This window comes from Streptomyces sp. NPDC094143, from assembly GCF_040303825.1.
Lineage (GTDB): Bacteria > Actinomycetota > Actinomycetes > Streptomycetales > Streptomycetaceae > Streptomyces.
This window is the reverse complement of the sequence record NZ_JBEOTZ010000029.1, coordinates 69,455-95,665: the sequence shown is the minus strand read 5'-3', so window position 1 is coordinate 95,665 and position 26,211 is coordinate 69,455. Positions and strand designations below refer to the sequence as shown.

Annotated in this window: 24 protein-coding genes, 2 tRNA genes and 3 pseudogenes; 12 read left to right on the top strand and 17 right to left on the bottom strand. The window is 68.2% G+C overall.

Annotation, left to right across the window (positions count from 1 at the left end):
• Positions 1-154 precede the first annotated feature (154 nt).
• From lysA to ABTZ58_RS30095, 3 genes and pseudogenes are all read right to left on the bottom strand, one after another.
• Positions 155-1,546 (bottom strand): diaminopimelate decarboxylase, encoded by a 1,392-nt coding sequence (gene lysA / locus ABTZ58_RS30105; RefSeq protein ID WP_351363374.1) that lies wholly within the window; start codon positions 1,544-1,546, stop codon positions 155-157.
• A 14-nt stretch (positions 1,547-1,560) separates the two neighbouring features.
• Complete coding sequence (gene nrtL / locus ABTZ58_RS30100; RefSeq protein ID WP_351363371.1) at positions 1,561-2,688, bottom strand: ArgS-related anticodon-binding protein NrtL; 1,128 nt, start codon at positions 2,686-2,688, stop codon at positions 1,561-1,563.
• Positions 2,689-3,057: 369 nt separating this feature from the next.
• Positions 3,058-3,435 (bottom strand): annotated as a pseudogene (locus ABTZ58_RS30095) (response regulator); the annotation flags it as partial.
• Between the two features lie 166 nt (positions 3,436-3,601).
• Here ABTZ58_RS30095 and ABTZ58_RS30090 point away from each other — a divergent pair.
• Positions 3,602-3,673, top strand: a tRNA-Arg gene (locus tag ABTZ58_RS30090).
• 232 nt (positions 3,674-3,905) lie between these two features.
• Here the strand turns inward: ABTZ58_RS30090 and ABTZ58_RS30085 are convergent.
• From ABTZ58_RS30085 to ABTZ58_RS30040, 10 genes and pseudogenes are all read right to left on the bottom strand, one after another.
• The gene (locus tag ABTZ58_RS30085; RefSeq protein ID WP_351363368.1) at positions 3,906-5,312 is read right to left on the bottom strand and encodes a tyrosine-type recombinase/integrase; all 1,407 of its coding nucleotides are present in this window, start codon (positions 5,310-5,312) and stop codon (positions 3,906-3,908) included.
• Positions 5,309-5,503, bottom strand: a complete 195-nt coding sequence (locus ABTZ58_RS30080) for a helix-turn-helix transcriptional regulator (protein WP_351363365.1) — start codon at positions 5,501-5,503, stop codon at positions 5,309-5,311. The genes ABTZ58_RS30085 and ABTZ58_RS30080 overlap by 4 nt, the downstream gene beginning before the upstream one ends.
• Positions 5,479-6,780: pseudogene (locus tag ABTZ58_RS30075) on the bottom strand (replication initiator). The gene ABTZ58_RS30080 and the pseudogene ABTZ58_RS30075 overlap by 25 nt, the downstream one beginning before the upstream one ends.
• 157 nt (positions 6,781-6,937) lie before the next feature.
• The gene (locus ABTZ58_RS30070) at positions 6,938-7,183 is read right to left on the bottom strand and encodes a SpdD protein (protein WP_351363362.1); all 246 of its coding nucleotides are present in this window, start codon (positions 7,181-7,183) and stop codon (positions 6,938-6,940) included.
• Between the two features lie 25 nt (positions 7,184-7,208).
• Positions 7,209-7,403 carry a hypothetical protein gene (locus ABTZ58_RS30065; RefSeq protein WP_102910781.1) on the bottom strand — a complete coding sequence of 65 codons (195 nt, stop codon included), beginning with the start codon at positions 7,401-7,403 and terminating at the stop codon, positions 7,209-7,211.
• 14 nt (positions 7,404-7,417) lie between these two features.
• Positions 7,418-7,609 (bottom strand): mobile element transfer protein, encoded by a 192-nt coding sequence (locus tag ABTZ58_RS30060; RefSeq protein WP_351363359.1) that lies wholly within the window; start codon positions 7,607-7,609, stop codon positions 7,418-7,420.
• Positions 7,610-7,619: 10 nt separating this feature from the next.
• On the bottom strand, positions 7,620-8,291 hold the full coding sequence (locus tag ABTZ58_RS30055) for a DUF2637 domain-containing protein (protein ID WP_351363356.1): 672 nt from the start codon (positions 8,289-8,291) through the stop codon (positions 7,620-7,622).
• An 83-nt stretch (positions 8,292-8,374) separates the two neighbouring features.
• Positions 8,375-9,751: an FtsK/SpoIIIE domain-containing protein gene (locus ABTZ58_RS30050; protein ID WP_351363353.1), complete on the bottom strand. Its 1,377-nt coding sequence runs from the start codon at positions 9,749-9,751 to the stop codon at positions 8,375-8,377.
• Positions 9,751-10,107 (bottom strand): SCO3933 family regulatory protein, encoded by a 357-nt coding sequence (locus tag ABTZ58_RS30045; RefSeq protein WP_351363350.1) that lies wholly within the window; start codon positions 10,105-10,107, stop codon positions 9,751-9,753. Before ABTZ58_RS30045 ends, ABTZ58_RS30050 begins: the two co-directional genes overlap by 1 nt.
• Before the next feature lie 166 nt (positions 10,108-10,273).
• The gene (locus ABTZ58_RS30040) at positions 10,274-11,062 is read right to left on the bottom strand and encodes a GntR family transcriptional regulator (protein ID WP_351363347.1); all 789 of its coding nucleotides are present in this window, start codon (positions 11,060-11,062) and stop codon (positions 10,274-10,276) included.
• 107 nt (positions 11,063-11,169) lie between these two features.
• Between ABTZ58_RS30040 and ABTZ58_RS30035 the strand changes: the two genes are divergently transcribed.
• From ABTZ58_RS30035 to ABTZ58_RS30015, 5 genes are all read left to right on the top strand, one after another.
• Positions 11,170-11,577 (top strand): NUDIX hydrolase, encoded by a 408-nt coding sequence (locus tag ABTZ58_RS30035; protein ID WP_062931480.1) that lies wholly within the window; start codon positions 11,170-11,172, stop codon positions 11,575-11,577.
• A 46-nt stretch (positions 11,578-11,623) separates the two neighbouring features.
• The gene (locus tag ABTZ58_RS30030) at positions 11,624-12,049 is read left to right on the top strand and encodes an ATP-binding protein (protein WP_351363344.1); all 426 of its coding nucleotides are present in this window, start codon (positions 11,624-11,626) and stop codon (positions 12,047-12,049) included.
• The gene (locus ABTZ58_RS30025) at positions 12,049-12,429 is read left to right on the top strand and encodes a hypothetical protein (RefSeq protein WP_351363426.1); all 381 of its coding nucleotides are present in this window, start codon (positions 12,049-12,051) and stop codon (positions 12,427-12,429) included. The genes ABTZ58_RS30030 and ABTZ58_RS30025 overlap by 1 nt, the downstream gene beginning before the upstream one ends.
• Before the next feature lie 336 nt (positions 12,430-12,765).
• Positions 12,766-14,415, top strand: coding sequence for a GmrSD restriction endonuclease domain-containing protein (locus ABTZ58_RS30020; protein WP_351363341.1), 1,650 nt, complete (start codon positions 12,766-12,768; stop codon positions 14,413-14,415).
• Between the two features lie 1,564 nt (positions 14,416-15,979).
• Positions 15,980-17,632 carry an N-6 DNA methylase family protein gene (locus ABTZ58_RS30015; RefSeq protein ID WP_351363338.1) on the top strand — a complete coding sequence of 551 codons (1,653 nt, stop codon included), beginning with the start codon at positions 15,980-15,982 and terminating at the stop codon, positions 17,630-17,632.
• Here ABTZ58_RS30015 and ABTZ58_RS30010 read toward each other — a convergent pair.
• A complete protein-coding gene (locus tag ABTZ58_RS30010) occupies positions 17,613-18,248 on the bottom strand; it encodes a hypothetical protein (protein ID WP_351363335.1) in 636 nt (211 codons plus the stop codon). The genes ABTZ58_RS30015 and ABTZ58_RS30010 overlap by 20 nt on opposite strands.
• A 413-nt stretch (positions 18,249-18,661) precedes the next feature.
• Here ABTZ58_RS30010 and ABTZ58_RS30005 point away from each other — a divergent pair.
• A tRNA-OTHER gene (locus ABTZ58_RS30005) sits at positions 18,662-18,744 on the top strand.
• A 555-nt stretch (positions 18,745-19,299) separates the two neighbouring features.
• Entirely contained in the window at positions 19,300-19,782 is a 483-nt protein-coding gene (locus ABTZ58_RS30000) for an Asp23/Gls24 family envelope stress response protein (protein WP_351363332.1), read from the top strand.
• A gap of 22 nt (positions 19,783-19,804) precedes the next feature.
• Here the strand turns inward: ABTZ58_RS30000 and ABTZ58_RS29995 are convergent, their stop codons facing one another.
• Both ABTZ58_RS29995 and ku read right to left on the bottom strand, forming a co-directional pair.
• Complete coding sequence (locus tag ABTZ58_RS29995) at positions 19,805-20,677, bottom strand: MBL fold metallo-hydrolase (protein WP_351363329.1); 873 nt, start codon at positions 20,675-20,677, stop codon at positions 19,805-19,807.
• A gap of 48 nt (positions 20,678-20,725) precedes the next feature.
• Entirely contained in the window at positions 20,726-21,745 is a 1,020-nt protein-coding gene (gene ku, locus ABTZ58_RS29990; protein WP_502996149.1) for a non-homologous end joining protein Ku, read from the bottom strand.
• A gap of 63 nt (positions 21,746-21,808) precedes the next feature.
• On the opposite strand from ku, the gene ligD reads away from it, so the two are divergent.
• On the top strand, positions 21,809-22,690 hold the full coding sequence (gene ligD / locus ABTZ58_RS29985) for a non-homologous end-joining DNA ligase (RefSeq protein ID WP_351363326.1): 882 nt from the start codon (positions 21,809-21,811) through the stop codon (positions 22,688-22,690).
• A gap of 193 nt (positions 22,691-22,883) precedes the next feature.
• Here ligD and ABTZ58_RS29980 read toward each other — a convergent pair whose 3' ends face one another.
• Entirely contained in the window at positions 22,884-23,687 is an 804-nt protein-coding gene (locus ABTZ58_RS29980; protein WP_351363323.1) for a nuclease-related domain-containing protein, read from the bottom strand.
• A gap of 186 nt (positions 23,688-23,873) precedes the next feature.
• On the opposite strand from ABTZ58_RS29980, the pseudogene ABTZ58_RS29975 reads away from it, so the two are divergent.
• From ABTZ58_RS29975 to ABTZ58_RS29965, 3 genes and pseudogenes are all read left to right on the top strand, one after another.
• A pseudogene (locus tag ABTZ58_RS29975) lies at positions 23,874-24,354 on the top strand (protein-tyrosine phosphatase family protein).
• A gap of 109 nt (positions 24,355-24,463) precedes the next feature.
• Positions 24,464-25,288: a hypothetical protein gene (locus tag ABTZ58_RS29970; protein ID WP_502996148.1), complete on the top strand. Its 825-nt coding sequence runs from the start codon at positions 24,464-24,466 to the stop codon at positions 25,286-25,288.
• Positions 25,285-26,211: HAMP domain-containing protein (locus ABTZ58_RS29965; RefSeq protein WP_502996147.1), on the top strand; the 927-nt coding region annotated here is incomplete at its 3' end. The genes ABTZ58_RS29970 and ABTZ58_RS29965, both read left to right, overlap by 4 nt.

Genomic DNA, 26,211 nt, shown 5'->3' with positions numbered 1-26,211 from the left:
CATGACCGTCTACGGTGCAACCAGTCTCACCCACCGAACGGGACTTTCTGCCCTTGGTCCGGATCGTGAGACGTCTATTTCATTTTCACGAGGGTGGAAGACAGGAGATCTTCCACCCCGCTGTCCTGCGGCTCGCGCGGGGCTGCCGTGGGGATCAGCCGACGTCCAGGCGCAGCAGGTCCTCCTCCGTCTCGCGGCGGACGATCACCCGGGCCTCGCCGTCGCGCACGGCGACCACGGGCGGCCGCAGCACGTGGTTGTAGTTGCTGGCCATGGACCGGCAGTAGGCACCCGTCGCGGGCACGGCGACCAGGTCACCCGGTGCCAGGTCGGCCGGCAGGAAGGCGTCCCTGACCACGATGTCCCCGCTCTCGCAGTGCTTGCCGACGACCCGGGCGAGCATGGGCTCGGCGTCGGAGGTGCGGGAGACCAGGGCGATGCTGTACTCGGCGTCGTACAGCGCGGTGCGGATGTTGTCCGACATGCCGCCGTCGACGGAGACGTACGTCCGCAGCCCGTCGAGGGGCTTGATCGTGCCGACCTCGTAGAGCGTGAAGGCGGTCGGCCCGACGATGGCCCGCCCCGGCTCGACGGAGATGCGCGGCGTGCGCAGCTTGGCGGCCTCGCACTCCCGGGTGACGATCTCGGTGAGCGCCTTGGCGATCTCGTGCGGCTCGCGGGGGTCGTCGTCGCTGGTGTACGCGATCCCGAGCCCGCCGCCGAGGTCGATCTCGGGCAGCTCGACACCGTGCTCGTCGCGGATGTCCTTCAGCAGCCCGACCACCCGGTGGGCGGCGACCTCGAACCCGGACATGTCGAAGATCTGCGAGCCGATGTGGCTGTGGATGCCGACGAGCTCCAGCCCGTCGAGCTGCAGCGCCCGCCGTACGGCCTCGGCGGCCTGCCCGCCGGCCAGCGGGATGCCGAACTTCTGGTCCTCGTGGGCCGTGGCGATGAACTCGTGGGTGTGCGCCTCCACGCCGACGGTGATGCGGATGAGCACCTTCTGCCGCCTGCCGAGGCCCTGCGCGATGTGGGCGACACGGACGATCTCCTGGAAGGAGTCGAGCACGATGTGGCCCACGCCGGCCTCGACGGCCCGGGTGATCTCGTCCACGGACTTGTTGTTGCCGTGGAAGGCGATGCGCTCGGCGGGCATGCCGGCGGAGAGCGCGGTGGCCAGTTCGCCGCCGGAGCAGACGTCGACGTTCAGCCCTTCCTCGTGCAGCCAGCGCACGACGGCCCGGGACAGGAACGCCTTGCCGGCGTAGAACACGTCGGCGCCGGTCCCGAAGGCGGTGCGCCACGCGCGGGCCCGGGCCCGGAAGTCCGCCTCGTCGAGGACGTACGCCGGGGTCCCGATCTCCTCGGCGAGCCGCGTGACGGGAATCCCGCCGACGGTCACGACGCCGTCCTCGTCGCGCGTGACGGTCTCGGCCCACACCTTGGGGTCGAGCGCGTTGAGGTCGGCGGGCGGGGCGGAGTAGTGGCCCTCGGGGAGGACATCGGCGTGACGGGGCCCGGCGGGGTGTGCGGAACGGCTCATTGCGTCGTGCTCTCTCAGAGATGGTGGGGTGCGTCGATGCCGAGCAGGGACAGGCCGCCGGCCAGCACCGCCCCGGCGGCTTCGGCGAGAGCGAGCCGGGCACGGTGGGCGGCCGAGGGTTTCTCCTCACCGAGCGGCAGCACGGCGGGCAGCAGGGGCAGCGTGGCGTCGGCGACGGCGACGAGGTGCCGGGCCAGTCGGTCGGGGGTGTCCTGGGCGGTGGCGAGGACACGGGGGTGGTCACCGAGCAGGGCGAGCAGTGCGGTGGCGTCCGTCTCGCGCGGGGGGTCGGGCGTCTTCTCGCGCAGGGGGCCGGGCGTCTCGCGTACGGGGCCGGGCTCGGGACGGAAGCCCAGGTCGGCGGCGTTGCGCAGCAGGGCCCGGGTGCGGGCGTGGGCGTACCGGACGCGGAACAGGGGGTTGGTCTCCCGCTGCACCAGGTGATCACGGGTGATCCGGGGCCGGTCGTGCGCGGCCGGGTACAGCAGGGCCCAGCGGGCGGCGTCCCGGCCGAGGGGCAGGGGGTCGGCGGGGGCGGGCACAGGGCGCACGGTCAGGTCGACGTCGACGTCGCTGTCGCTGTCGCTGTCGCTGTCGCTGTAGACGAGGGTGCGAGGCCCGCGCGGGTCCTCGGCGTCGACGCCGAGGGCCGACGTCCACTCCACCGCGGGCGGCCCGTCGTAGTGCACACGGACGACGTCGCCCTGGCTGCGCCGCACGCGGGCGATGGCGTCCGCGACCACGACGGCACGGACCTCGGCCGGGCACCGGAGCCGGACGACCGTCCCGCTGGACCCCACGCCGTGGCCGTACCGCCGCCCGCGGCTCAGGATCTCCCCGACGAGGTCGGCGGAGGCGGTGCCCTCCAGGCTGAGGTTGAGGAAGCCGGGCCCGGTGACGACGACGTCGGCGAGGCGGTGCTCGTCGAGCAGGCGCACGCGGAGGATCTCGGCGACGCGCCGCGGCGGCTGCCCCGCCGCACGGGCCAGCTGCAGGGCGATGTTGGTGGCGAAGTCTCCGCACCCTCCGGGCCCCGGCGGCGTGACCACGGCCCGCTCCGGCACGGTCACGCTCAGCTCCCCCGCGTCGACAGCGCGGCGCACGGCGTGCAGCACGGTGCGGGAGAGCTCGACGGGGGTCACGGACACCAGCGTATGGGAGGAGGGGGGTGGGTAGGCGAGCCGGTTTGGCGGACGGTCCGGGATGTGGACGCGGAGTCCACCCGTCCAGGTCCGGGGGCCCGTGTACGACGAACACGACTGCACACGACATGCGCACGACTGCGTCGCGTCGGCCCGCCTCTACGGTACGGCCGGCTGATCGACGGCGGAGGGGGCCGGGGGGGTGTCGGGGTCGATGGCGTCATGGGCGAGGGCGTCGTGGGCGAGGGCGTCGTGGGCGAGGCGCCCAGGGCCGGTGCCCTCCCCGGCGTCGGCGGTGGGACCTTCGGCGCTCTGCCGCCCACGGCTCCGGCTGTGGCTCTGAACCTGGCTCCGGCTCTGGCTCCGGCTTCGCGCCTGCTCGATCAACTGCCGGACCATGGCCACCAGTTCGGCCGGCTCGAAGGGCTTGGCGAGGAAGGCGTCGACGCCGACGTCGAGTCCGGCCTCGACCTCGTACTGAGTACAGGCACTGACGATGGCGAGGGGCACGTCCCGGGTCCGCGGATCGGCCCGCAAACGGGAGGCGGTCCTGAGCCCGTCCAGCCGCGGCATGGCCACGTCGAGCGTCACGGCGTCGGGCCGCACCTGATGAACGACATCAAGACACTCGGCACCATCGGCCGCGGTCACGACCTCCAGCCCCTCCAGCTCGAGGTTGACCCTGATCAGCTGCCGGATGACCTTGTTGTCGTCCACAACAAGAACCCGGCCCCACGCGCCTGGCACAACTCGAGAGTAGGTCGCCCCCGGCCATCGCGTCCGGGTTTTCCCCACTTCCACCCCGCACGAGCGACCACACCCCGTCCCGGCAGCGGAAACCCGTTCATGACCACCCCGAGGGAGCTGGTAGTGTTCTACCCGTCGCCGCGAGCGAACAGCTCACGCTCGACACGCCCCCGTAGCTCAGGGGATAGAGCAACGGCCTCCGGAGCCGTGTGCGCAGGTTCGAATCCTGCCGGGGGCACCTTGGATCAGGTGCCCAAAGACCCCGCCATCAGCGCTTTCGCTGGGACGGGGTCTTCGCGTGTGTGCAGGCGTGTGCCGCTTGGAGCGGCTGTGTGTCGAGCGCCGTGGACTATGCGTGGACTGGCCGCAGGGCAGGAATCCGCAGGTCAGGCCCGGAAAAGGCCGAGGCCCCCGGACCGTAGTCCAGGGGCCATCATGCCGCAGGTGCGCGTGTCGGAGGGGTGTCGGGATCAGGTCCCGTCGCCGGGCTCGTCCTCCTGGCCGTCGTCCTCACCGAGGAGCTCGGCGATCCGGCGGTTGGCGATGTCCTGGCGGCCGTCGAGGCACTTCGCGTACCGGCTCAGCAGCACTTCGACGCTGTTGCCCGCACGCTCCGCAACCTCGGTGGGGTCGACGCCTGCATTGAGCCAGGAGGAGAGCGCGGCGTGCCTCAGGTCGTACGGCCGAGCGGCCAGCGGCGAGGCCACCTGTTCCGGCGTGAGCGCCAGGTGCCGGGCCTCGTCCCAGACACGCCAGTACGTAGTAGAGGCGACCACTCCCCCACGTTCGTTGGCGAACAGCCGCCCGTCCTTGGCGGTGCCGAACTCCTCGATGTGGGCGAGGAGCATGCGGACGAGGCGAGGTGGGATCGGGACGATGCGGGTTTCGCTCGCGGGGCGATTCTTGAGCCCGCGGTTGTCGTGAACCTCGCCGGTCCCGGTCCAGCGCTTCCCAACGGTCGGCCGGGTCTTCTCCAGGATCAGCGAACCCCACCCAGTCCCCGGCAGCGTGCAGTCCGGACGACGCAGCGCCACAGCTTCCGCCGGCCGAAGCCCACCGAAGTACATGCAGGCGAAGAGCGCGACCAGGCGCCGCCCACGGGCCCTGCGGTAACCGCCGACGTACGAGACGGCGGCCAGGAGCTCGCGTGCCTGCCGAGGGTTCACCACGACCCGGTGGTCCACTTCCTTGGTCACCTTCGGCGGCTTCCACTTAACGAGCGTGACCGGGTTCTCCGGGAGCTCCCCCAGTTCGACCGCGTAGGCGAGGGCGTTGAAGAGGACCGCGCGCTTGCGCCGTACCGTCTCGGCGGCTGCTGGAGCGCCGGACAGCTTGAGCTTGAGCGAGTCGAGGACGCGGCGGATGTCTGCCGGATTCTTGAGCGTCGCCAACGGCAGCGAGGCCTTGGCCACCCAGCGAAGAGCGTTCGCGATGTCGACCGGCGGAGCTTCCTCGTCCGAGGCTTGGACGACGAAGGCCCAGCCCCGCAACGCACGGCGCAAGACGTCGTCAGCCGGACGCCCAGGCCGATCACCCAGCAGCTGAGTCGTGACGAGCGTCATCGTCTCGTTCAAGCTGTCGCGCGAGTTCGGAGCCGCATGCGGCCACTTCATGGCGACGTAGGTCCGTGCGAAGTCGTACCAGGTGCGAGACGCCTTGGCGGGTGCCATGGAGTCCGGCAGACCGGTTTCCGTGTCGAATGCCTCCCCCTTCTGGGCAGCCCGAAGAAGCTTGGCTCGGAAGTTGTCGGCGAGCGCCTTCGTCCGGAAGGTCTCGGAGAATGGCGGGGCATCGCCGACCTTCCATCGCACGTCGTACGACGGCGTCTTGTACGGCCGCTTGCGGATGCCCCACACCCTCACGTCGTGCGACTTCACGCGGCCTCCGCGAGCCCATGGAGCCACGCGTCGAAGTCGCTGCGCCAGACGCGGAGCTCACCATTCGGCAGCTTGATCGCTTCCGGAGCCTGCCCCAGCTCGCGCCAGCGGTAGAAGGTTCGGCGGGACACTCCGCCGAACTCGGCGAGGATCTGCGGGACAGTCATCAGTTCGTCCCGTCGGCGGTCCATGTCGGTTCTCCTTCCGTTCCGGGGGCGGGTTCGAGAGATGCGGCAAGCCAGGCTTCGGCGTCGGAGAGGCCAGTACCGGCGAAGGCCCAGTGCGCGAGGACGTACGTTGTTTCAGGCCCGCTGTCGGGGGTGTCGGCAGCGGCTTGTGCTCGGCGCCATTCGGCGCGGGCGTCACGGAGGGCGCCGAGGGTCGTGGAGTAGCGGCGGGACTTGGTGGAGAAGTGGCCGCGGAATCCGAGCATGTGGGCCCAGGCGCGCAAGCGGAGGTGTTCGAGGTCCTTGCGTGCGCCGAGGAACCAGGCGGTGCGGATCAGGCGGCGTGCGTGGTCGCTGATGTCGAGCTGCGCGAGTTCGGCGGCGAACTTGAGCGGCCGGTCGAGAGCTCCTGTCGCGGTTTCAGCGCCTTAGGTGGCGTACTTGGCGATGTAGGCGGCGACGGCCCGTTCCGTGAGCCCCTGGCCGTCGTTGAAGTCGGCCGAGCGGATGGTGCGGACGTCGAGTTGGCGGCCGAAGGTGAAGGTGTGGGTGCGGCCGTCGATCGTCGGTCCGTCCACGCGGACCTTGGCGGTTGCAGCGTGGATGGCGTCCGTGAGCAGTTCGGCGGTTGCCCATGCCGGGGGCGGGGTGTCGCCGCCGCTGGGGCCGTCGATGCGGATGACGGCGTGGAAGTGGACCGCGCCGCGCTTCTGGTACTCGGCGACCTTGGCGAAGCTCACCCGGGCGTGCTCGCGAAAGCGCCGCTGGGAGAGGCCGGCGCGCTTGGCCACCTCCCGGCGCAGGTAGGTCGAGAAGCGCCGCCAGAGGGGACCGGCGTGGGCGTTCCAGAGCACGGCGGCTTCGTAGTCGTAGGTGTCCGGGTCGAGCGCGGTGCCGAGTACGTCGTCGGTCTGGTCGTGGTGGGTGCCGCAGCGGCAGGGGCGCCCGCTGGAAGGGCGGTTGTGGACCGGACCGAAGCTCGGCGCGGTGAAGGTGGCGAACACGCGCGGGTGCGTAGCGACGTGCTCGGGGGTGCCCTTACCGCCGCGCAGGCCGGAGGTGATCAGGTGGAAGGTGTCGCGACGGTAGACCTCGGCGCAGGCCGCGCAGCGGGTCGTGCGGCGGTTGTTGCAGCGGACGAGGAGCTGTCCAGCCGGGAGGCTGGACGAGTCGAGGCGGTGGAGAACGTTGCCGATCTCGCCGGTGGTGGTGTCGACGTCGTACTCGATGCGGTGGCCGTCGAGGCGGATCGGGTGAGTGCAGCCGCCGAGTCCGGAGAGTTGGCGGAGGATACCCGGCAGCGTGCCCTGCGCGGCCAGGTTCGCGAGTTCCGGGAGAGGTGCCGGAGTGGTGCGGGTGAAGATGGCGATTCCCCTTCTGACTGGCTCGGTCGGGAGGAAAGGCCCCGGGGCGGCGAAATGCTTGATCGTGTGCCGCCGCCCCGGAGGCCAGCGCGGTTCAGCGGCGGTGGTGGTCGCGGAGCATGGAGCGCAGGACGACGGCGGCCACGGCAACGGAGATGGCCGTGACGGCGACGGCCGCCAAGAGCGCGGTGAGGACGACCCCGCCGACGACCAGGGCCACGACGGTCTTCTGATCGATGGAGACCGACGGGAGCGAACGCCGGACGGGTGACGGCTCGGTCGGGGTGTGGGTGTGCGCGGGCGGCGGGGTCGGGTTGTCGGGGTACTTCGGGAGGAACACGGGCCAGGTCTCCTTATCTACTCGTCTAGGCGTGTGAGCCGTTTATGACGGTCACGCCGGAGCGGGTGCCGGACTCGATGGCGGGTGCGAGGAAGGTGCGGGAGAGCCAGAAGCCGAACAGGGCGATCAGGACGACGATCCAGACGCGGACGCCGAGGAACCTCACTGCTCCCCAAGCGAAGAAGCCGAGGACGACGACAAGCGGCAGGCTGACGGTCACGGGCGAGGGTCCTTTCAGCGCACAGGGCAGCGGTGGGTGCGGGCGGCGAGCTCAGCAGCCGGGCGGCCGTCGTAGTCGGTGGAGAAGCCGCAGCGAAGCGCGAGGCAGGCGGCGGTGTGCTTTTCCTGGCCCCGGCCGTCGTAGTACGTGCCGACCCGGACGGGGCCGATGCGGACGACGTTGCGGAAACGGCGGTTGGCGGTCACGAGGTCTCCTTCAGAGGTGGGTGACGATGGCTTCGGCCATGGGTGCTGGGACTCCGAGGCGGGCTCGGAGGGTCGGGGTATCGATGGGTGTTCCGGTGCGGGTGTGGTGCTCGGCAGCGACCTTGCGGGCGTGGGTGACCAGGGCGGCCGGAACGGGCAGGGCGGGACGCTCAGGCTGTTCCGGTTCGTCGGCCGGTCGCTGGGGCGGGGCTTGTTTGGCGGTTGGCCGTGCGGGCGGCTCGGAAGGGAGTTCGGGTTCGTCCGCCTGGTCGTGGACCTCGTTGTCCGTATCGGGTTCGGTGGCGTGGCCGACCGTCGTCGGTGCCGAGTGCGCGAGCAGGGTGCCACCGAGGAAGGCGACCGCGGGCCAGCCCGCGACGAGGATGCGCAGCCAGGCCGGGACGTGGTTCATGTCGAGGAGGCCGGCGGTGGCGACGTTGGCTCCGAGGGAGGCGGTGAGGGCGACAACGAACCAGCACCACCCGGCAGCTTTGGCTTCCCCGGACCGCAATCGGCGCCAGGCGGCGACGAGCAGCAGGTCAACGCTGATCGGGTAGGCCCATGCTTTCCATCCGTCCTGCCCGGCCGCCGAGGCGATGTCGTGCAGGTGGGCGAAGGACAGTGCGGCGGCGATGACGGCTTGGATGAGCACCGCGTCAACGCGGGCCAGTTGGGCGCGCATGATGCGGCTCCTTCCGGATTCAGGCATGCGAGGGGTAGGGACTTGGCGTGAGACGGTCACGCCGACCGGGTTGGTAGAGGAGGTCAGCCGGTTGCCGGGCGCGGTTCGATGACCGGGGCCGGGGATTCAACCGGCGGTACCGTCACCTCGGGTTGGAAGGGCTTGAGTACGGGCAGGTCCGGCACCTGGTGCGCGTATTCGCGGCAAGTCTCGGCGGCGTCACCGAGGGACAGGTACGGCGTGCGGATGCGTGACCAGCCGCCGGAGGTGTCACCCGCGACGGCCAGGCCGGGGCGTTCGGGCGCGATGGCGCAGGCTGCCGTGACCGCTTCGGGTGCGATGTCGCCGAGCGCCATCTTCGCGGAGGCTTCGTCGTTGACGCGGTGGCAGACGCGGCCGGTCAACTGGGCGCGCAGCATGGTGGCCCCCTTGCCCAGCTCGGCGCCGAAGCGCTGGCCGCAGACCTCCAGGTAGATGCCGGCCGCGCGGCCGAGCTGGGCGAGGCGAATGAGCTGGGTGACCATCTCGTCCCGGCGTTCCTCGTCCTTCCTGGTGGCGACGAGGAACAGTTCAGCGACCTCGTCCACGAACAGCACCAGGGGAACGGGGCGTTCGGACTCGGGCAGTCCCCAGACGTCGGAGGTGATCTCCTCGGCCGGAGTGTTCGGGGCGATGCCTTGCCGGGCCTTGATCAGGTCGTATCGGTCCTCCATTTCCTTCACGAGCACGGGCAGCAACTCGGCGGCCTGCTCCGGATCGGTCGCCAGCGCGGAGAGGCGGGAGGCGAACGGCGCCAGCTCCACACCGCGCTTGCAGTCGATGCCGACCAGGGCGACCGGCTGAGGGGCGAGTCCAGCAATCAGGTGCCGCAGGTACATGGACTTACCCGACAGCGTGGCCCCGAGGGTCAGTTGGTGGGGCACGGTCCGGTAGCCGCGTATGAACGGCATGGCGTCCTCCCGCAGGGCCACCGGCACCTGAAGGAACCCGGCGTCCACCTTGCGCGGCATCCGCACCCGCCGCAGCACGTCGAAGCCGACCAGCCGCAGCTCAACCACACCGGGCTTGATCGTGGTCACGTACACGGCGTGTACGCCCCAGGCGTGCCGCAGCCGTTCCGCCGAGGCGGCGACATCAGCCGGTTCCTGTCCCGGAGCGAGCCGGAGCCGGAGCCGCAGCCCGGTCGAGGTGGGCCGGATGATGCCCCGACGCGGCGGTACGGGCCGGACCTCACGGCGGGTGGTGGCCTTGACCGCCAGCATCCACAGCCGGGACGGAGCCACGGTCAGGCCGCAGGCCTCCATGACCGAGCCGTAGGAGCTGAGGAGCCGGGCCGTGGATACCGGCAGGCCGACCGTGGACCAGTACACCCCGGGGTGGTTGGCCCGGGCGTAGGCGGCCCCGCCGCCGAGTGCGGCGACAGGGCCACCCACCTCCAGGAGTGTCATCAGGTCGGTCATCAGGCAGCGGCCCCGGTGGTGGCCGGGAAGGCGGCCGGTGTCACGGCGGCGGCGCGGTAGGCGATGCCGTGGCGCTGCTGCCCGTTGAAGACGCTCTCCCACGGCCGGGCGACCAGACCCGGCAGCGAGACCGGAGCCCCGAGCGTGAGCCCCTCGGACACTCCGCTCTCCGGAACGGTGACCTTGATCAGTGACGACTCGCCGTCTTCCAGGTAGACGACGCCGATCGCCATCAGTGCCTCTCCGCTGGTGGCGTCCTTGGCGATCTCGCCGGTCTGCCGGTCGCGGACCTTGGGCTCGGGCGCCTCGGTCAGCAGGATCGTTGCGGCGGAGGTCTCTACACGGATGGTGCGCAAGACTTCTTCCCATCTACTCGTCTATACAAGATGCGGTGTTCGAACCCGATCTCTCGGGAACGGCAACCACCATGCCACACAACTTGCCCACTCGTCTATACGAGTAAGCCTGTTGGGGTGTACGAGTTCGGAGAAGCCTCCCCGCGCACCACCACCGGTCAGGCGCTCACGTCGCCGGGAGCCGGTACGACAGGACGTACGCGTCGGCCGCCATGACCGTGTCGCAGACCTCCACAGCCCGTCCCTCCTGGTCGAACGCGGTGCGGATCAGGTGAATGACCGGCACACCGGAGGCCAGCCGCAGCGTGCGCACCTCATCGGGCGAGGGCATCCGGGCACGAATCTCTTCCTCGAAGTGGTCGAGACGGTGCCCCAGCTCCTCAAGCCGGGCGTAGATGCCGCCGGGCCCGGGGTTGGGCTCGGCGATCGGTGTGCCCCGTGCGATGTCGAGCGGCAGATACGAGGTGGCGAACTCCACCGGCCGCCCGTCTAGCAGATACCGGCGACGCCGGGCCAGCACCCGCCGCACGGACCCGAGCCGGGTGGAGACGTCCTGGCTGGCCTTCTCCTCCTTGACCTCCAGGCTGTCCACCTGCGGGTGACTGCCGGCGGCGTCGGCCTCAACGATGAACGCGGACTTCCCCTGCTCGCGGTGGCGCCGGGCGAACCGGTCGGAGGCGAGCCGCCTCACAGGAGGTCGTGGTCGTACGAAGACGCCCTTGCCGTGCTCGGCGTGCACCAGGCCCTCGCCCTGGAGGACGGAGAAGGAGTTTCGAACCGTCATACGGGAAACCCCGTAATGCTCGACGAGTTCGGCCTCGGAGGGCAGCTTTTCGCCCTCCCTGAATCGCCCACGGTCGATGGCCTCGCGCAGCTGGTCGGCGATCTGCCGGAAGACCGCACGATCGCTCGTGGGGTCGAGATCGCCGAGGAGGCCGGAGGAAAGAGAGGGCACGTGTACTCCTTTAGGTATCTAGACGAGTGGGCGAGCTTTGTTGCTACGGTGGAGAGCCTAGCCATCCGAGAGGGCAGAGGAACGTGAGCACCGACCGTCCGCACTCCGTGAGCGTCGCCGGAGTCATCGTCGACGACCAGGACCGCGCCCTCTTGATCAAACGCCGCGACAACGGCCACTGGGAACCCCCGGGCGGAATCCTCGAACGCGAGGAAACCATCCCCGAGGCCCTCCAGCGCGAAGTTCTCGAAGAAACCGGCATCAAGATCGCGCTTCCCGCGACCCTGACCGGGATCTACAAGAACATGAAGGGCTTGATCGTCTCCATGGTCTTCCGCTGTGAGGCCGCCGACGGCACGCCCACCACCGGGGACGAGACCCGCGCACTGCGCTGGGCCACCCGCGAAGAGGTCATCGAACTCGCCGACGAGGCATACGCGATCCGCGTCCTGGACGCACTCGACGCGGTATCCCCGCCGGCCATCCGCGCCCACGACGGCGTGAAACTCGTCTAGCCCGAACCCGCTGCACATGGCGGCCTACCAGCACGAAGGAACTTGTATGCACGAGTATACGAGCACCACCCGGGTCTGGGGACTCACTTGCCCAGGATTTCCGGAAGAGGTCAGCCGGGCCCGCCGCTGGACACGGGACATCCTGCGCGGATCTCCCCTGGCCGACGACGCCGAACTGATCGTGAGCGAGCTGAGCGCGAACGCGATCCTCCACACCGCGAGCGGCGGGGTAGGCAGCTTCCACCTGGCCCTCGCGGTCTCCCCCAAGGTGGTCGCCCTGTCGGTCACCGACGAGGGAGGCACGGGCACCGCCCCGAAGGCCGAGCAGCCGAGCGAGGACGCGGTGCACGGCCGCGGCTTGGGCATGGTCAGCGTCATCGCTCACCGGGTCGTCGTCCACGGCAGCCAGAGCGGCTACACCGTCACCGCCGAACTCTTCACGGACGCCCAGCCGGGAGGACACCCGTGCTGATGGACAAGCCCCAGCGGGGCTTCTGGTGCGAGTGCTGGACGCAAGACGTCAACGACGAGGCGGGGTTGATGGCACTTCGGGCATCCTTCGACGCCTACTCGGCACCACAGGCAGACAGATGGGTAGCGGTCGCCCTGCGCACGACCTCACCAGCACTCGACCCGGACGCCTCCGACGAGGCCTGGGCCTGGCTCTACGACGGCCGCATCGACACGCGACGAGCCCTCTTACGCATGGAGCCCTGCACGGTCTCTGTGACCCACGCCAGCACCCGCATCACATGGACGATCCGGCCAGTGGTCTTCCTGCCGTTAGCCCACCGCCAAGGCGTCGAACTCCCAACCTGTGCATACGACTTCGAGGCCCGCACCACAGACTGAGTTACAACTTTCTCTACTGGTTCAAGGCGGCTCGCTCCGCTCACCGCGCGCGGCCCGGCCCCCGACCGGGCCTGCGCTCCTGTCTCCGCCCCGCTCCAGCCCGGCCGGCGCCCGTGCCGCGCGCATAACAACCAGCCGCGTGACGTCAGAGGCCGGGATACACAGCGGCCGAGGAAGAGGTTTACGGCACCGTCCTGGCCTGGCGTTGCCACTGTCCAAAGTGCGTCGATCCCTGCACACCCATGCGCCTGGAGACTAAGCTGACAGGCTCTCAGACGCGACGACGGAGCCTCCGGGCGCCTTCTTAGCAGGACCGGCTGCGGATAGGAGTAACGAGTGCCCACACACATGGTGAACATGGATGCACTTATCCCGCGAGATGACTTCGAAGCGCTATCCTCCGAACCGGCAACACAGCCATCCATTCTAAGCACGACGATGAAAATTACCGACCTGGGGCCGGATAGCCTGATCTACAACGTCTTGCGGAAACCAGACTTCCAGCGAGAAACAGCCAACTGGAATCCTGAGAAGGTCGCCGAGTTGGTACGCAGCTTTCTCGAAGGTGACCTCATTCCCTCGGTCATTCTGTGGCGTTCACCGATCAGCGGCAACATCTTCGTCATTGACGGCGCACACCGCCTGAGCGCACTAATCGCATGGGTACACGACGACTACGGAGACCAGCACGCGTCGATCAGGTTCTTCGACAACAACATCCCTGCTGAGCAGAATAAGGCGGCACAGGCCACGCGTAAGCTTATCCAAGAATCCGTAGGTTCATATCGAGATCTGAACCTTGCCCTACGGAACTCCGATACGGCACCTAAAGACAGGGTGCGACTCGCCCGCAACCTCAGCGCATTCGCCATCAATCTACAATGGGTTAGCGGCGGCGCGGAAAAGGCCGAAAGCTCCTTCTTTAGGATTAATCAGCAAGCCACACCCATTGATCCGACCGAGCTTGAAATGATCAAGGCGCGGCGTAAGCCCAACGCACTCGCGGCGCGGGCCTTCATCAGAGCGGGCACAGGACACAAATACTGGTCGACATTCAGTGAACCAACTCAGGAAGAGATTGAATCCATCGCCAAGGATGTCTACGACCTAATCTTTCGGCCGAGTCTGGACTCTGCCGTTAGGACGGCCGACCTCCCTGTCGCTGGTCGAGGGTACTCGGCCGACAGTGTCAGGATGGTCTTTGAGTTGGTCAACTTTGTGAACAACCTGCAGCCCGACATGTGGAGAGAGGATACCGGTCGGAGGAGGCGAAAAAGGGTCGATGGTGACGCCCTGCCAGCCCTTTCCGATGATGAAGATGGAAGCACAACCCTCCAATTCATGAAGGCCGTAAAAAGGGCGGCTGGAAAAATTGCAGGAAATGAGCCTGCTTCTCTTGGCCTTCATCCAGCAGTGTACTTCTATAGCGCAACTGGGCGCTTCCAGCCTGCCGCATTCCTCGCAGCGGTAGCCTTTGTGAAAGATCTTGCAGACAAACGCAAGATTGCATCGTTCACCGACAAGCGTGCGGAATTCGAAGAATTCTTGGTGCGCTACAAGTACTTCCTCAATCAGATCGTTCGCTCCTACGGAAGCCTGCAGCGGTCCGTCCCTCCGACGCTCCTCATGTACCAGACCATTTTCGGTGCCCTACTCGAAGAGTGTTCTGATTCTGAAATCATCAAACGCCTGAAAGGTCAGTCGGCACTTCGGTCATCCATTAAAGAGATCAGCAGCGAGGACCGCGCCCACGGCCGCAATTTCTCCGCCGAGACTAAGAACTCCATCGTCCTTAAAGAGGCGATTCAGTCGGCACCCAAGTGTGGCATTTGTCGAGCGCGGTTGTACTTGAGGTTTATCACCGTAGACCACAAAGTCAGAAAGGAAGACGGTGGTGACGGCACTCCCGAAAACGGTCAATTGACGCACCCTTACTGCAACTCTGGTTACAAAGAGGGACGCCACGCCTCTGCCAGAGAGACATAGAGGAAGCTGCGTCACCGGCCGGCCACGCTGCGGCTTGCCCGGGTCGGCCCACTAGCAGCGTGGTTCGGACCGGTGGGGGTGCAGCGAGGCATACGCGTGCGTAGTAGGTAGGTGCGCCCGCCGCTGTGGCTGACTGTCGTCGGTTGAGGTTCAGGCGGGGCCGTCGAAGGTGCCCAGTCGAGTGCGCCGAGGCTGGGCCGTCCTTGGGTCACCCGTGGTCGCTCGACAGCAGCAATGGCGGCCAACTATGACACTTGCCGCCCACGAACCCTTCGCTCCTGGCCAGCGCCGATCCGACCTGGCTCGGTACGCTCCCCTAGTACGAGCGTCCCCTCACCCAAGAGTCTTTGGTCGAGTAGAAGCGTCCGGTCATCGACGGGTTCCATCGGAGACGCCGCTGCGCTGAATCCATGTAGCTTAGGTTGTGACACGAGATGTAGCTCACCTTGCAGCTCAACGTCGGTCCCGCCAAGGACAGCTCCGGGACACGGTCCGGCCTGGGTGCCACCAGGCCGGACCAGGGCCCGCGGAGCAGCGAGTGTGCCCGGCCGTTTAGAGGGCGGCCGGGCTCACCGCTTCACTTGCTCCGCGAGAGCAACGACGGCTACGACAAGGCTTATCGCGGACAACGTGACTTGCCAGCGATCCGGCCCAGGCCAGCGTTTCCCTGACCTTCTATACCGTCGGTCTCGCATTCGCTCTTTCCCTTCTTCCCAGTGCACCCTCAGCGAGTGCTCCGGTCGATCTGTCGCCAACCGGAGGTTCATGAGGAAGGGGAACCAGCGCGTAGAGCCTAGCGCGTCAACTGGGCACTTCACATGCTGACTTGACCATCGCACTTCCGTCGCACGCGACGGGCAGAGGTTCTCGAGGATTCGCTCGGGAAACTCTCGAGCTTCCGGGGTCATTTTTAACCTCCGGGCACCAGAACGGCCGTTAGGCAGCCACACAACGCTTGAGCGTGACCGGACAAGAGCTTCATCTTGAGCATGTGATGCTCACCACATCGCATGGGCTGCACGGCATAGCCGACACAAGAAGCACCGTGAGCGAGCCTGTGGCATGGCACTCTGGCTGGCTGATCGAATGTCAGTGCTAGGTGCTAGCTTGCGCTGCCGTGGTGAGGAAGAGGAGGAACCCATGCCGTGTCAGGCCGCCGGCATCGCATGTCATGAGGAGAGCTGCCCGCTACTGTGCTGCAGAACCTGCTCCAGCGGACAGCAAGGGTCACCGGCGTCGCCAGGCCGCGGAAGCAGGTCGAGAAACCCAGCCGCACTGGCTGGGCTAACTCACCGCGTGCGGTCAACGCGTTCGGTCGGGTGATATGTGTGCGATCTGGTCATGGACCGTGGGTCGGCAGCGCGGCGGCTCTCGCCGAACACACTCTGCGTCTCATTGCAGAGCCTCAGCGCAGACCGCAAGAGTGCGTCGACAAGAGCCCCACCGAGTGGGATCGCACCCGGGCATTCGCCGTTGCGTGCCGGCCGCGAACCCTAGCGAGAGCAACCCGAGATGCCAGCCTGCGCGCCCGTCGGGACGCTCCCTACAAGCTAGGCTCCCTGACGTGACGAGCAAGATGAGGCAACTTCCAAACCCCAGCGCAATCCCAGCCGAGTCCATCAACCACGGCGAGGTGTACACGCAGCGCTGGGTAGTTGATCTCATTCTTGACCTTGTCGGCTACACGCCAGACAGAGATCTTTCTGAGGTCGTAATCACGGACCCGGCCTGTGGCGGGGGAGCCTTCCTAGTGGGCATTACTGAGCGTCTCAGTGAGTCATGCAGGAAGTTCGGGAGAGAACTCCCCAGTGACGGAATCAGAGCCTTTGACATCCTGGCCCGAAACGTGTCTTCGAGCCGCGAAAAGATCTGCTCCATCCTTACAGCAGACGGCTGGGAACAGGGCGGCGCCGAGATCCTTGCAGAAAAATGGATCACTCAAGGCGATTACCTACTTTCAGACATCACACCAGCCGACATCGTGATTGGCAATCCACCATACATCCGTCTAGAAGATGTGCCCGCAGACAGGATGCAGAGCTATCGAGCTCGAAATCTGACTATGACGGGCCGCTCGGACATCTATGTCGGATTTTTCGAGCGCGGTCTCGAATCCCTCAAAGAAGGTGGAGCCCTCGGATTCATCTGCGCTGACCGATGGATGAGAAATCAATATGGCCGCGAACTCAGGAAGCTTATCGCAAGCAGATTCAGCGTCGATTCCGTCATCGTCATGCATGACGTTGACGCTTTTGAGGACCGGGTAGCGGCTTATCCTGCAGTCACGATTATTCGCAACAGCCCTCAAAGCGACACGATGGTGGCAGACACCTCAAAAGAACTCGGGCCGAAACAAGCAAGAAGGTTGCTCTCATGGCTCCAGAAGAGGGAGCCAACAGAAGTGACTGAAGTAGGTTTTACAGCCGCCCGCCTTCCCCATTGGTTCTCGGGCGACGAATCCTGGCCGACAGGAAGCCCAGCCCGACTTGCGCTCCTGGAACATCTCAACGACGCATTCCCCGTACTTGAGGAAACTGATACCAAAGTCGGCATCGGCGTCGCAACGGGTGCAGATTCTGTTTTCCTGACCACCGATGCGAATCTCGTGGAATCAGACCGCCTTCTCCCACTCTCTATGGTTAAGGATGCACGGTCTGGCGTATTTGACTGGACCGGCTCGTACCTAGTGAACCCGTGGACCGCTGATGGCGATTTGGTCTCGCTGGATAGTTACCCTCGGCTCAACAGTTATCTACAGAAGAATCGTGGCCTGTTGAGCCGCCGGCACGTCGCAAAGAAGCGCCCAGATCAGTGGTATCGCACAATCGACAAGGTTGATGCAAGCCTAGTAGGAAAGCCCAAACTGCTTCTCCCCGACATGCGACTCACTATCCATCCCACGCTGGAGCAGGGGGGTCACTACCCCCACCACAATCTCTATTACGTAACTTCGGAGAGTTGGGATTTGGAAGTACTAGGGGGCTTGCTACTTTCCCGTGTCGCTCAACTTTTTGTGGAATCTTATGCCGTACGCATGCGAGGTGGAACGCTAAGGTTCCAAGCTCAATACCTGCGCAGGATTCGGGTGCCACAACCAGATTCGTTGAGTGAAAGGAATCGGCGGGACCTGATCGCAGCCTTCCGTAGTCGAGACGTTGAGGCGGCAACAAGTGCTGCACTACGCGCCTACGGGATTCTTACGAGCCTTCCGAAGTAGTTTCCTCCGAGTGATGCGCTGCTACGTCCTCGTCCTGCACAGGCAACTCGCGGATTTCCCTTCGCTCCCTCACCTGAACATGCATGTCAATCGGCGTCCGCGCCAACACCGCATCGATAGACACTCTAAAGAATTGGTTGATGCTCAGGTCTTCCGGCACCAAGTCATGACGAACATGCACACTCGATGCGTCTCCCGGAGTCCAATCTGCCATCAAGACAGCCGTGGAGTCGTAGACATCATATTCAGCTCGCAGCTTGCGCAGCATATCTAGCGCGCGCTCATAGGATGCAGGTTCGTTGGCTTGAACAGAGGAGTGAAGGAGGAAAACAAATCCTATCGCTGCTAGTGGGTGCCGCCCCCGAAGGTTTTTTGCATCTCCGTAAGCCTCCTCGAAGCGATTAGGGAGGTTTTTTGCGAATGATGATGCCATAGTCTTCGTTGAGATGAGGATCTCTGGACCGCGCGCCCATTGGGCAACTACGACATCCACCTGCTTCACATAGGCTTTCCCCAAAATGCTGGCGTTCGACGGTGCTGTAGCTTTGTCTTTCACCAAGTATGTCTGCACCTGTGTGCGCAATTTCTGCGGCAGCTTACTGATGAAGATTCCCACCTCACGAGGCAAGACCCTGGGGGCGTCCCGCCGTGGCCATACCTCGTCAGCGTCGAATCCAGCCCTCCGGAGCTCGTGAGCTAACCAGGCGTCGAGCGCCTTCGCAAGGCGACCACTTTGCGAGTCCGCGTCCTCCTCGACGGGAATGGCAAGCAACTTTTCGAGAAGGGCAGTGTCGGCCTCATAGGACGGACCCGTGTCCGTCATCGTCCATGGGGACGCCGAGGACGCTCCTGACAAAATGGGATGTACTAGGTCAAAGATGTTGGCCAGCTTCTCAGGCACTCAGATTCCTACGCATAGTCGCTCCGATGGACGGGCCTGCGCCCCCTCGGCACGCTAGAGGATCTTCAGTCCTAGCGACAGCCAAACCGTGGACTGGGTGTGGACTGGCCTCCCGAAGACCGGGCCCCGCGCCTCGTGTGAGCTGCACAGATGCGAAAACATCAAGCGGCCTCCGGAGCCGTGTGCGCAGGTTCGAATCCTGCCGGGGGCACCCTGTATGAGGTGCCCAAAGACCCCGTCGTCAGCCGAAGCGCTGAGTGCGGGGTCTTGGCGTGTGTGCGGGTGCGCCGTCGAGGCGTTTCGCGGGCGGTGGGAAGACTCTCCTGCCGTGTTGCGCTGGTTGCCGCGCCCGAACGGTGTCGAGTTCGCCCGCCGTGGGGCGCGGCAGGGAACCCTGCCGCTTCACCCGTTACTACGGCAGGTTGATCACCGCTCCGCCGCGTCGACCGCCATGATCTCGCGGACCCGGTGGCTCAGTTGTCGTCGGTTCCGGCGGAACTCCTGCGTCGGCCTGCCGTCTTCATGTCTCCGGTCCGGGGAGCCCGGTGCCCTCGCGTCGCTGCGTGCTCTGCCCCGCCATACGCTGCCCAGCCAGATCGATCGGTGCGGAGACCCCTCGGGGTCGCTCCCCCGGGTCGCTTCTGGTCGGGGCGTTTGGAGAGCCTCATCCGGTGGGCATGTGCACTTTCGCCCCATTCGCCCCGTTGTTCTACCGTAGAGAGTAACGACGCTGCTCACCCCCTCACCCACCATCGAGGTGACGGTCATGACGGAGACCACTCAGCGCAGGCAGCAGGACGGGGCCACGGCATCGCAGGGGCAGAAGGGTGCTCCTGAGACCCGGGGCAGTACGACCATCGCCGATCCGGTCGTCGCGAAGATCGCCGGGATGGCCGCCCGGGAGGTGCCGGAGGTGCATCACCTCGGCGGTGGGATGACCCGGGCCATCGGGGCCGTGCGTCAGCGTGTGCCCGGTGGCGCGGCCGGCGGCGGCGTCACGCAGGGTGTGAAGGTGGAAGTCGGCGAGCGCCAGGCCGCCGTCGATCTGAATGTGGTCGTCGAGTACGGCGCCGCCATCGCCGACACCGCCGCCGACATCCGGAGCAACGTCATCAACGCCGTGGAGCGGATGACCGGGCTGGAGGTCGTGGAGGTCAACATCGCGGTCGCCGACGTCCATCTGCCGGACGAGCCGGATGACGAGGGCGAGGAGTCCGGGGGCGGGCAGGAGGGCGGGCGCGTGGTCTGAGGGCTGTCCCACGGCTGTCCCTTCAGGACACCGTCGGTACCGCCCCGGGCATGCTGGTGATCCGCGCGCGTCGTCCATGAGCACAGTGGACGACGCGGTCGGCGAGGCCGAGCCGGTCGGCCTCGGCGAGGAACGCGGACAGCGGTGAGCGCATGACCGTGTAGTCGCCGTAATGGACCGGCAGGACCAGGCGGGGGCGCAGGCGGCGGGCCAGTTCCGCGCCCTGGGCGCCGTCCATGGTGACGACGAAGCCGCCGGGGAGTGTGGTGCCGCCCAGGTGGAGGACGGCCAGGTCGGCGGCGGGGAAGCGGCGGGTGATCTCGTCGAGGCCGTCGTAGAGGAGTGTGTCGCCGGAGAGGTAGAGGCGCAGGCGGGGCGGGCCGCCGGTGGGGCCGAACTCCAGCATGCTGCCCATGACCGGCGGCAGCAGCCTGCGCAGTGCCGCGTGACCGGCGTGGCGGCCGGGCAGGGCGGTGACAGTGACCTGGGTTCCGCCGCGGGTGAGGGTGAGCGACGTCCAGGTGCGCAGGCCCGCCGTGCGGTGGAAGCCGTGCACCACCCTGAGGCGGCGGGCCGCGTGCGGGGTGGTCAGGATCGGCACCGTGTGGTCCAGGTGGCGGCGGGCGCGGCGGTCCCAGTGGTCGCCGTGCAGGTGCGACAGCACGATCCCGTCGAGATGGGGCAGTTCGTGCACGTCGAGGGCCGGTTCCGTGAGGCGGCGGCTCAGCAGGCCGTACCCGAGGTGGGCGTACTGCCCCCGGTGCAGGAAGTTCGGGTCGGTGAGCAGGGTGAGCGGGCCGTAGGACAGCAGCACCGTCGCGTTGCCGATGAAGTGGACGTCGATCGAGTCGTCGGCCGTGTTGCCGTCGGTGGCGTGGTCCGTGGGTCGTGGCATGGTGCTCTCCCGTCTCCCCCCGGGGGGCGAGTACCCGTCCTGCGTCTGTCAGGCCGAGCGCTTGCGGGACGTCGTCTTCTTCGCCGGTGTCTTCTTCGTCGTGCTCTTCGCCGCCGTCTTCTTCGCGCCCTGGGCCGACTTGGCCGTCGACTTCTTCGACGAGGCCGCCGTCTTCTTGGCGGCCGTCTTCTTCGCCGTCGACGTCGACTTCTTCCCGCCCGCCGGCTTGGGGGCCGCGCGGGACGTCTCGCGCGGCAGCGACTTGACCTCGGCGTGGTCCCCGGCCTCCTCGCCGCGGGACTCGCGGGCCGCGCGGACGCTGTTCTCCAGGGCCGCCATCAGGTCCAGGACCTTGCCGCCGGCCGCGGGTTCGGGCGCCTGCGGCGGGGCCTCACCGGCGACCTTCGCGGCGATGACCTCCTCCACGGCCTCGCGGTACTCGTCGTGCAGGTCCTCCAGGTCGACCTCGCCCAGGGTGTCCATCAGCGCGTCGGCGAGGTCCAGCTCCTTGTCGCGGACCGTGACGTCGGTGTCGGGGGCGACGCCCTCGGGGGCGCGGACCTCGTCGGGCCAGAGCAGGCCGTGCATCGCGATCGCGTCGCCGACCACCCGGAGCATGCCCAGCCGCTCCCGGCCGCGCAGGGCGAACTTGGCGATCGCCACCTTGTTGCTGCGCTTGAGCGCCTCCCGCAGCAGGGTGTACGGCTTCGCCGCCGGGGCGCCGCTGGCCTGGAGGTAGTACGCGGCGTCCATCTGGAGGGGGTCGATCCGGTCGGCCGGCACGAAGGCGACGATCTCGATCGTCTTGGCGGTGGGGAGGGGCAGGCTAGACAGGTCCTCCTCGGTGATCGGGATGATCGAGCCGTCCGCGTCCTCGTACCCCTTGCCGATCTCCCCCTGGGTGACCTCGCGGTCCTCCAGTTCGCAGAACTTGCGGTAGCGGATGCGGCCGCCGTCCTCGGTGTGGATCTGGCGGAAGGAGATCGAGTGGCTCTCGGTGGCGTTCACCAGCTTGATCGGAATGCTGACCAGGCCGAACGAGATGGCGCCGTTCCAGATGGATCTCACGTGCAGCACCCTTCCGGTCACGCTCAGGAGTTTTTGTCATGGTTTGCATGGGATTCTTATCGTATGGCGCCTATCACAGTGGTGGAGGGGCGACGGCTCGCGCTCAGCAATCTGGACAAGGTGCTGTATCCCGCCAGTGGCTTCACCAAGGGCGAGGTGCTGCACTACTACGCGACCGTCGCCGAGGTCCTGCTGCCGCATCTGCGGGACCGGGCGGTGTCCTTCCTGCGGTATCCGGACGGGCCGGACGGGCAGGTGTTCTTCACGAAGAACGTGCCGCCGGGTACGCCCGAGTGGGTCATGACCGCCGAGGTGCCGCGGGTGGAGGGGCCCTCGCGGATGGTGCTGGTGCAGGATCTGCCGAGCCTGATGTGGGCGGCCAACCTCGTCGCCGAGTTCCACACCCACCAGTGGCTGGTCGGCACGCCGGACGAGGCCGACCGGATCGTCTTCGACCTCGATCCGGGGGCGCCGGCGACCATCGTGCAGTGCTGCGAGGTCGCGCTGTGGCTGCGTGAGCGGCTGGCGCGGGACGGCATCCAGGCCTACGGCAAGACCTCCGGCTCCAAGGGGCTGCATCTGCTCGCCGCCGTGCGCGGGGCCTCCTCCGAGCGGGTGTCCGAGTACGCCAAGGCGCTGGCCGTGGAGGCCGAGAAGGCCATGCCGCGGCTGGCGCTGCACCGGATGACCAGGAGCCTGCGTCCGGGGAAGGTCTTCGTCGACTGGAGCCAGAACGCCGCCCGCAAGACCACGGCGACTCCGTACACCATGCGGGCCCGGGCGGAACCGACCGTCTCGGCGCCGGTGACCTGGGAGGAGATCGAGGAGTGCCGGGCGCCCGGCCGACTGGACTTCCACGCCCGGGACATCGCGCCGAGGGTGCGGGACTTCGGGGATCTGCTGGCGCCGCTGCTCGACGGGGGGCGGGCCGGGGAGTTGCCGTAGTCCGGGTGCGGGTGAGGCGTCCTGGCTCGGGGCGCCCGGAGCCGGTCCCGGGGTGGAGTGGGGTGCGTGTCGGCTCGGGGCGCCCGTAGCCCGACCTGAGGTGAGGTGCGCGCCGGCTCGGAGGGGGCGCCCGCAGTCGGTAGTGCGCCGGCTGGGAGGCGCGTCAGACGATGGGCTCCCGGCCCGGGATTCTTCAGACCCTTTCCCACGTGTTCCGGTCGCGGGCCATCGCGTGCAGGGCCTCCACGTCCGCCGGTTTCAGGACGCCCCCCTGCCGGGACAGGGTGTCCAGTTGCGCGTCGGTCAGGACGCGGACCTCGCGAGGGGCCGTGGGGACGGTCACCGCCGCCGGGTCCACCAGGACGAGGACGGGGCGGACCTCGGCCGTCAGGGCGTAGGAGGCACGGTCGGCGGCGGCGCGGACGGTGCGCAGGAGGGGGTGGGGGTCACGGCGGCCCACGGTGACCAGGGGGTCGGCGATGGTCACGCGGTGCCTGCGGGCGTGGAGCGTGTACAGGGCGAACAGGCCGCCGGGGCCGATCAGCAGATGGTGGACGCGGTCGCCGCCGGGCAGTGGCACCGAGTGCAGGGCGTGCCAGCCCGAGCCGTCCAGCCGGTCCAGGGCCTCGCCGACCGCCTGCTCGGCTTCCAGGGCCCTGCGACGCGGGTCGGGCCGCAGCCTGCGGGCCGGGCCGGGGTCGCGGTCGAGGGCGACGAGCAGGGCCTCGCCCGGGCGGTTGGGGGCCAGGTCGTCGTCAGGGTGGAGGGCGAGGCGGGCCAGTTCCGCCGGGGTGGGCACGGGCGGCGGTCCGACCGTCACCGGGCCGGTGATGAAGGGGCCGAGGGCCCTCATGACGTCGTCCTCGCGGTCCGCGCCGAGCAGATTGACCCGGGCCGCCTCACGGTCGTACCAGGCGATGTTCCGGCCGTCCGGGAGGCAGACGTACAGCCGCTCACGGCCGTGCCGCCAGGTCGGTACGACGCGCAGTCCGTTCATGCGGCATCACCCCCGACCATGGGAACAGGCGGGGTGCTGCCGGTGCAAGAAGCCGGATGGCGCGGGGAGGAGTTGGGCCTGCCGGCGGATCGGCCGCCGGGAGGACGCCGTGCCTGGTCGACGCCGCGCGGGCCCTCGTGCGGTGAGGGTGGGGAGGCATCGCTGCGTACCTGCGGCGGGGCCGATGTGCCGGCCCCGCGGAGCCCGTGGAACGAGGTCGTCCCCGGGCTGTGGACGGGGGGTCACGCGTACACGGGGTCGACGGGCCATCCGGAGTTCGACGTCGTACGGGACGAGTTCGACCTGGTGCAGACGCTGCTGCGGTTGCCGGGGCACGGGCCGGATCCGGGCGGGGCCGCACCAGGTGTGGCCGATCCCCGACGGGCCGCTGGACGGCACGCAGCCGTCGGGGGTGATCCGGCTCGCCGAGGCCACGTGCGAGGCGCTGGGTGAGGGCCGTTCGGTCCCGGTCCGCTGGTCCCACGGCTACAACCGCTCGGGGCTGGTCGTCGCGCACGCGCTGATGCGCCGGGGCAGCTCAGCCGATGCGGCGATCCGGCTGGTCCGGGAGCGCCGCTCGCCCTGGGCGCTGCACAACGACCTGTTCGTCGAGTACCTGCGGGCCGGGCTGGCCACGGCCCGGCCGCCGGAGGAGCTGACCGAGTAGCACGGCACACGCCCCCCTCGCGCGCAAATGGGACTTCCCTACGAATAAGGTGTACGCGGCCGACGGTCGTGTCCGCGCCACGTGAGGAACCGTGAACCGTAGGAGTGCAGTGCCCCGCAGCCGTCCCCGAAGCCGCCCCGGCCCGCCTGAGCGCCGGCTCGGCCGGGTCGGCCGGGTCGTGCGCCGGGCCGTCGTCGGCGTGCTGGTGCTGGCGGCCGCCGCGGGCTGTGGGGACGCCGGGGAGCTGGAGGGCGCGGGGTCCACCCCGACGGCGGTCGGCCCCGCGCGGCTCTGGCCGGAACTGACCCCGGCGTCCAGTCCTGCCTTCGAGATCGGCGAGGTGAACACGGAGCCGGTCCAGGGCGTCGAGGTCCCCGCCGACGGCGACATCCGCCGGGTGGACCCGGTCGGGATCGTCCGGGCCGAGATCGACGCGAACCCCGGCGACTACGCCGGCGACAAGGCGCCCCACCGCGACACCGACCGCCGGATGGCCGACTGCGCCAAGGGCCCGGGGCACGGGGAGTGCCCCGTGCTCAGGCCGTACTACCGGGACCTGACCGGTGACGGGCGCGACGATCTGACGCTGGGATTCCGGCTGCTGCCCGGCCGGACCACGGCCGTGCGGGTCTACACCGTCGACAAGGACCGGCTCATGCAGGTGATGGCGTGGGAGGACGCGCTCAGCGGCGTCGAGCTGGCGGGGCGTTCCCTGGTCATCCGGTCGCCGTCGGAGGTGGCGGGTTACGAGTACCGCCTGCAGTGGACCTGGGACCGGGACCAGCGGGCCATGCTCCTCACCCACGACGAGATGCTGCGCGCCGGCCCGCGGGGGCACTCACGGCACCCGTCCGCCTCGCCCTCCGCCCCGTCCACTGCCCCGTCCTCCTCCTCGCCCTCCCCGTCGGTCTCGCCCTCCGCGAGCGGCGGATGAGAGCCGTGCTGCCCCGGTGGTCCGGGACGCTCGCCGTGAAGGCCGCCGTGTTCATCACGGTGATGTGCTGTGCGCTCGCCGCCCTGCTCGGCGTCCTGGTGCACGTGCAGGTGACGAACCAGACCGTCGGCCAGGCCCGTCAGCAGGCGCTGCAGCGGCTGACGCAGGCGACCGAGCGGTACGAGGCCGGGGACGCGCTGCGGCGGGGCGCCGGGGTGGATCCGCCGGGGCTGCCGGGGTCCCTGCGGGAGCTGGCGGTCGACGGCGACCGGGGCACGATGGTCGCGGACCTGGAGGGGCGCCCCGTGATGTGGGCGGCTGGACCCGTGGACGGCGGCCGGGCCCTGGCGGTGGCGGTCGACTACTCCCAGCAGGCGCGCACCATCGACGGGCTGGACCGGGCGATCCTGTGGTCGTCGGGGCTGGCGATCGGGGCGACGCTGCTGGTCGGAGCGTTCGCGGTGACGCGGGTGACCCGGCGGTTGCACGCCACGGCGCTGGTGGCGCGGCGGATCAGCGCGGGCGACCTGGACGCGCGCGTGAACGACCCGCGCACCCGTCCCCGCCCCGGGCCGAGGGACCAGACACGTCTCAGGAACCCGGCGCGGCCGGACAACCAGGCACGGCCAATAGACCCGGCGCGGCCGACAAACCCGGCGTGGCCGACGAACCCGGCGTGGCCGACGAACCCGGCGCAGCCGAAGAAACCGGCGCGCCCGAGCAACGCAGCCCAGCCGGCGAACCCGGCGCAGCCGAGCAACCCGGCACGGCCGAGGAAACCGGCGTGGCTGAAGAACCCGGCCCGGCCGAAGAACCCGGCACAGCCAACGAACCCGGCACAGCCGAGCAACCCGGCACGGCCGAGGAAACCGGCGTGGCTGAAGAACCCGGCGCGGCCGAAGAACCCGGCACAGCCAACGAAC

Excerpts from the sequence above, each read along its gene's own strand:
- lysA (WP_351363374.1), bottom strand. The coding sequence starts at position 1,546 with ATGAGCCGTTCCGCACACCCCGCCGGGCCCCGTCACGCCGATGTCCTC.
- ABTZ58_RS30080 (WP_351363365.1), bottom strand. The coding sequence starts at position 5,503 with ATGGACCGCCGACGGGACGAACTGATGACTGTCCCGCAGATCCTCGCC.
- ABTZ58_RS30055 (WP_351363356.1), bottom strand. The coding sequence starts at position 8,291 with ATGCGCGCCCAACTGGCCCGCGTTGACGCGGTGCTCATCCAAGCCGTC.
- ABTZ58_RS30050 (WP_351363353.1), bottom strand. The coding sequence starts at position 9,751 with ATGACCGACCTGATGACACTCCTGGAGGTGGGTGGCCCTGTCGCCGCA.
- ABTZ58_RS30030 (WP_351363344.1), top strand. The coding sequence starts at position 11,624 with ATGCACGAGTATACGAGCACCACCCGGGTCTGGGGACTCACTTGCCCA.
- ABTZ58_RS30025 (WP_351363426.1), top strand. The coding sequence starts at position 12,049 with ATGGACAAGCCCCAGCGGGGCTTCTGGTGCGAGTGCTGGACGCAAGAC.
- ABTZ58_RS30000 (WP_351363332.1), top strand. The coding sequence starts at position 19,300 with ATGACGGAGACCACTCAGCGCAGGCAGCAGGACGGGGCCACGGCATCG.
- ABTZ58_RS29995 (WP_351363329.1), bottom strand. The coding sequence starts at position 20,677 with ATGCCACGACCCACGGACCACGCCACCGACGGCAACACGGCCGACGAC.
- ligD (WP_351363326.1), top strand. The coding sequence starts at position 21,809 with ATGGCGCCTATCACAGTGGTGGAGGGGCGACGGCTCGCGCTCAGCAAT.
- ABTZ58_RS29980 (WP_351363323.1), bottom strand. The coding sequence starts at position 23,687 with ATGAACGGACTGCGCGTCGTACCGACCTGGCGGCACGGCCGTGAGCGG.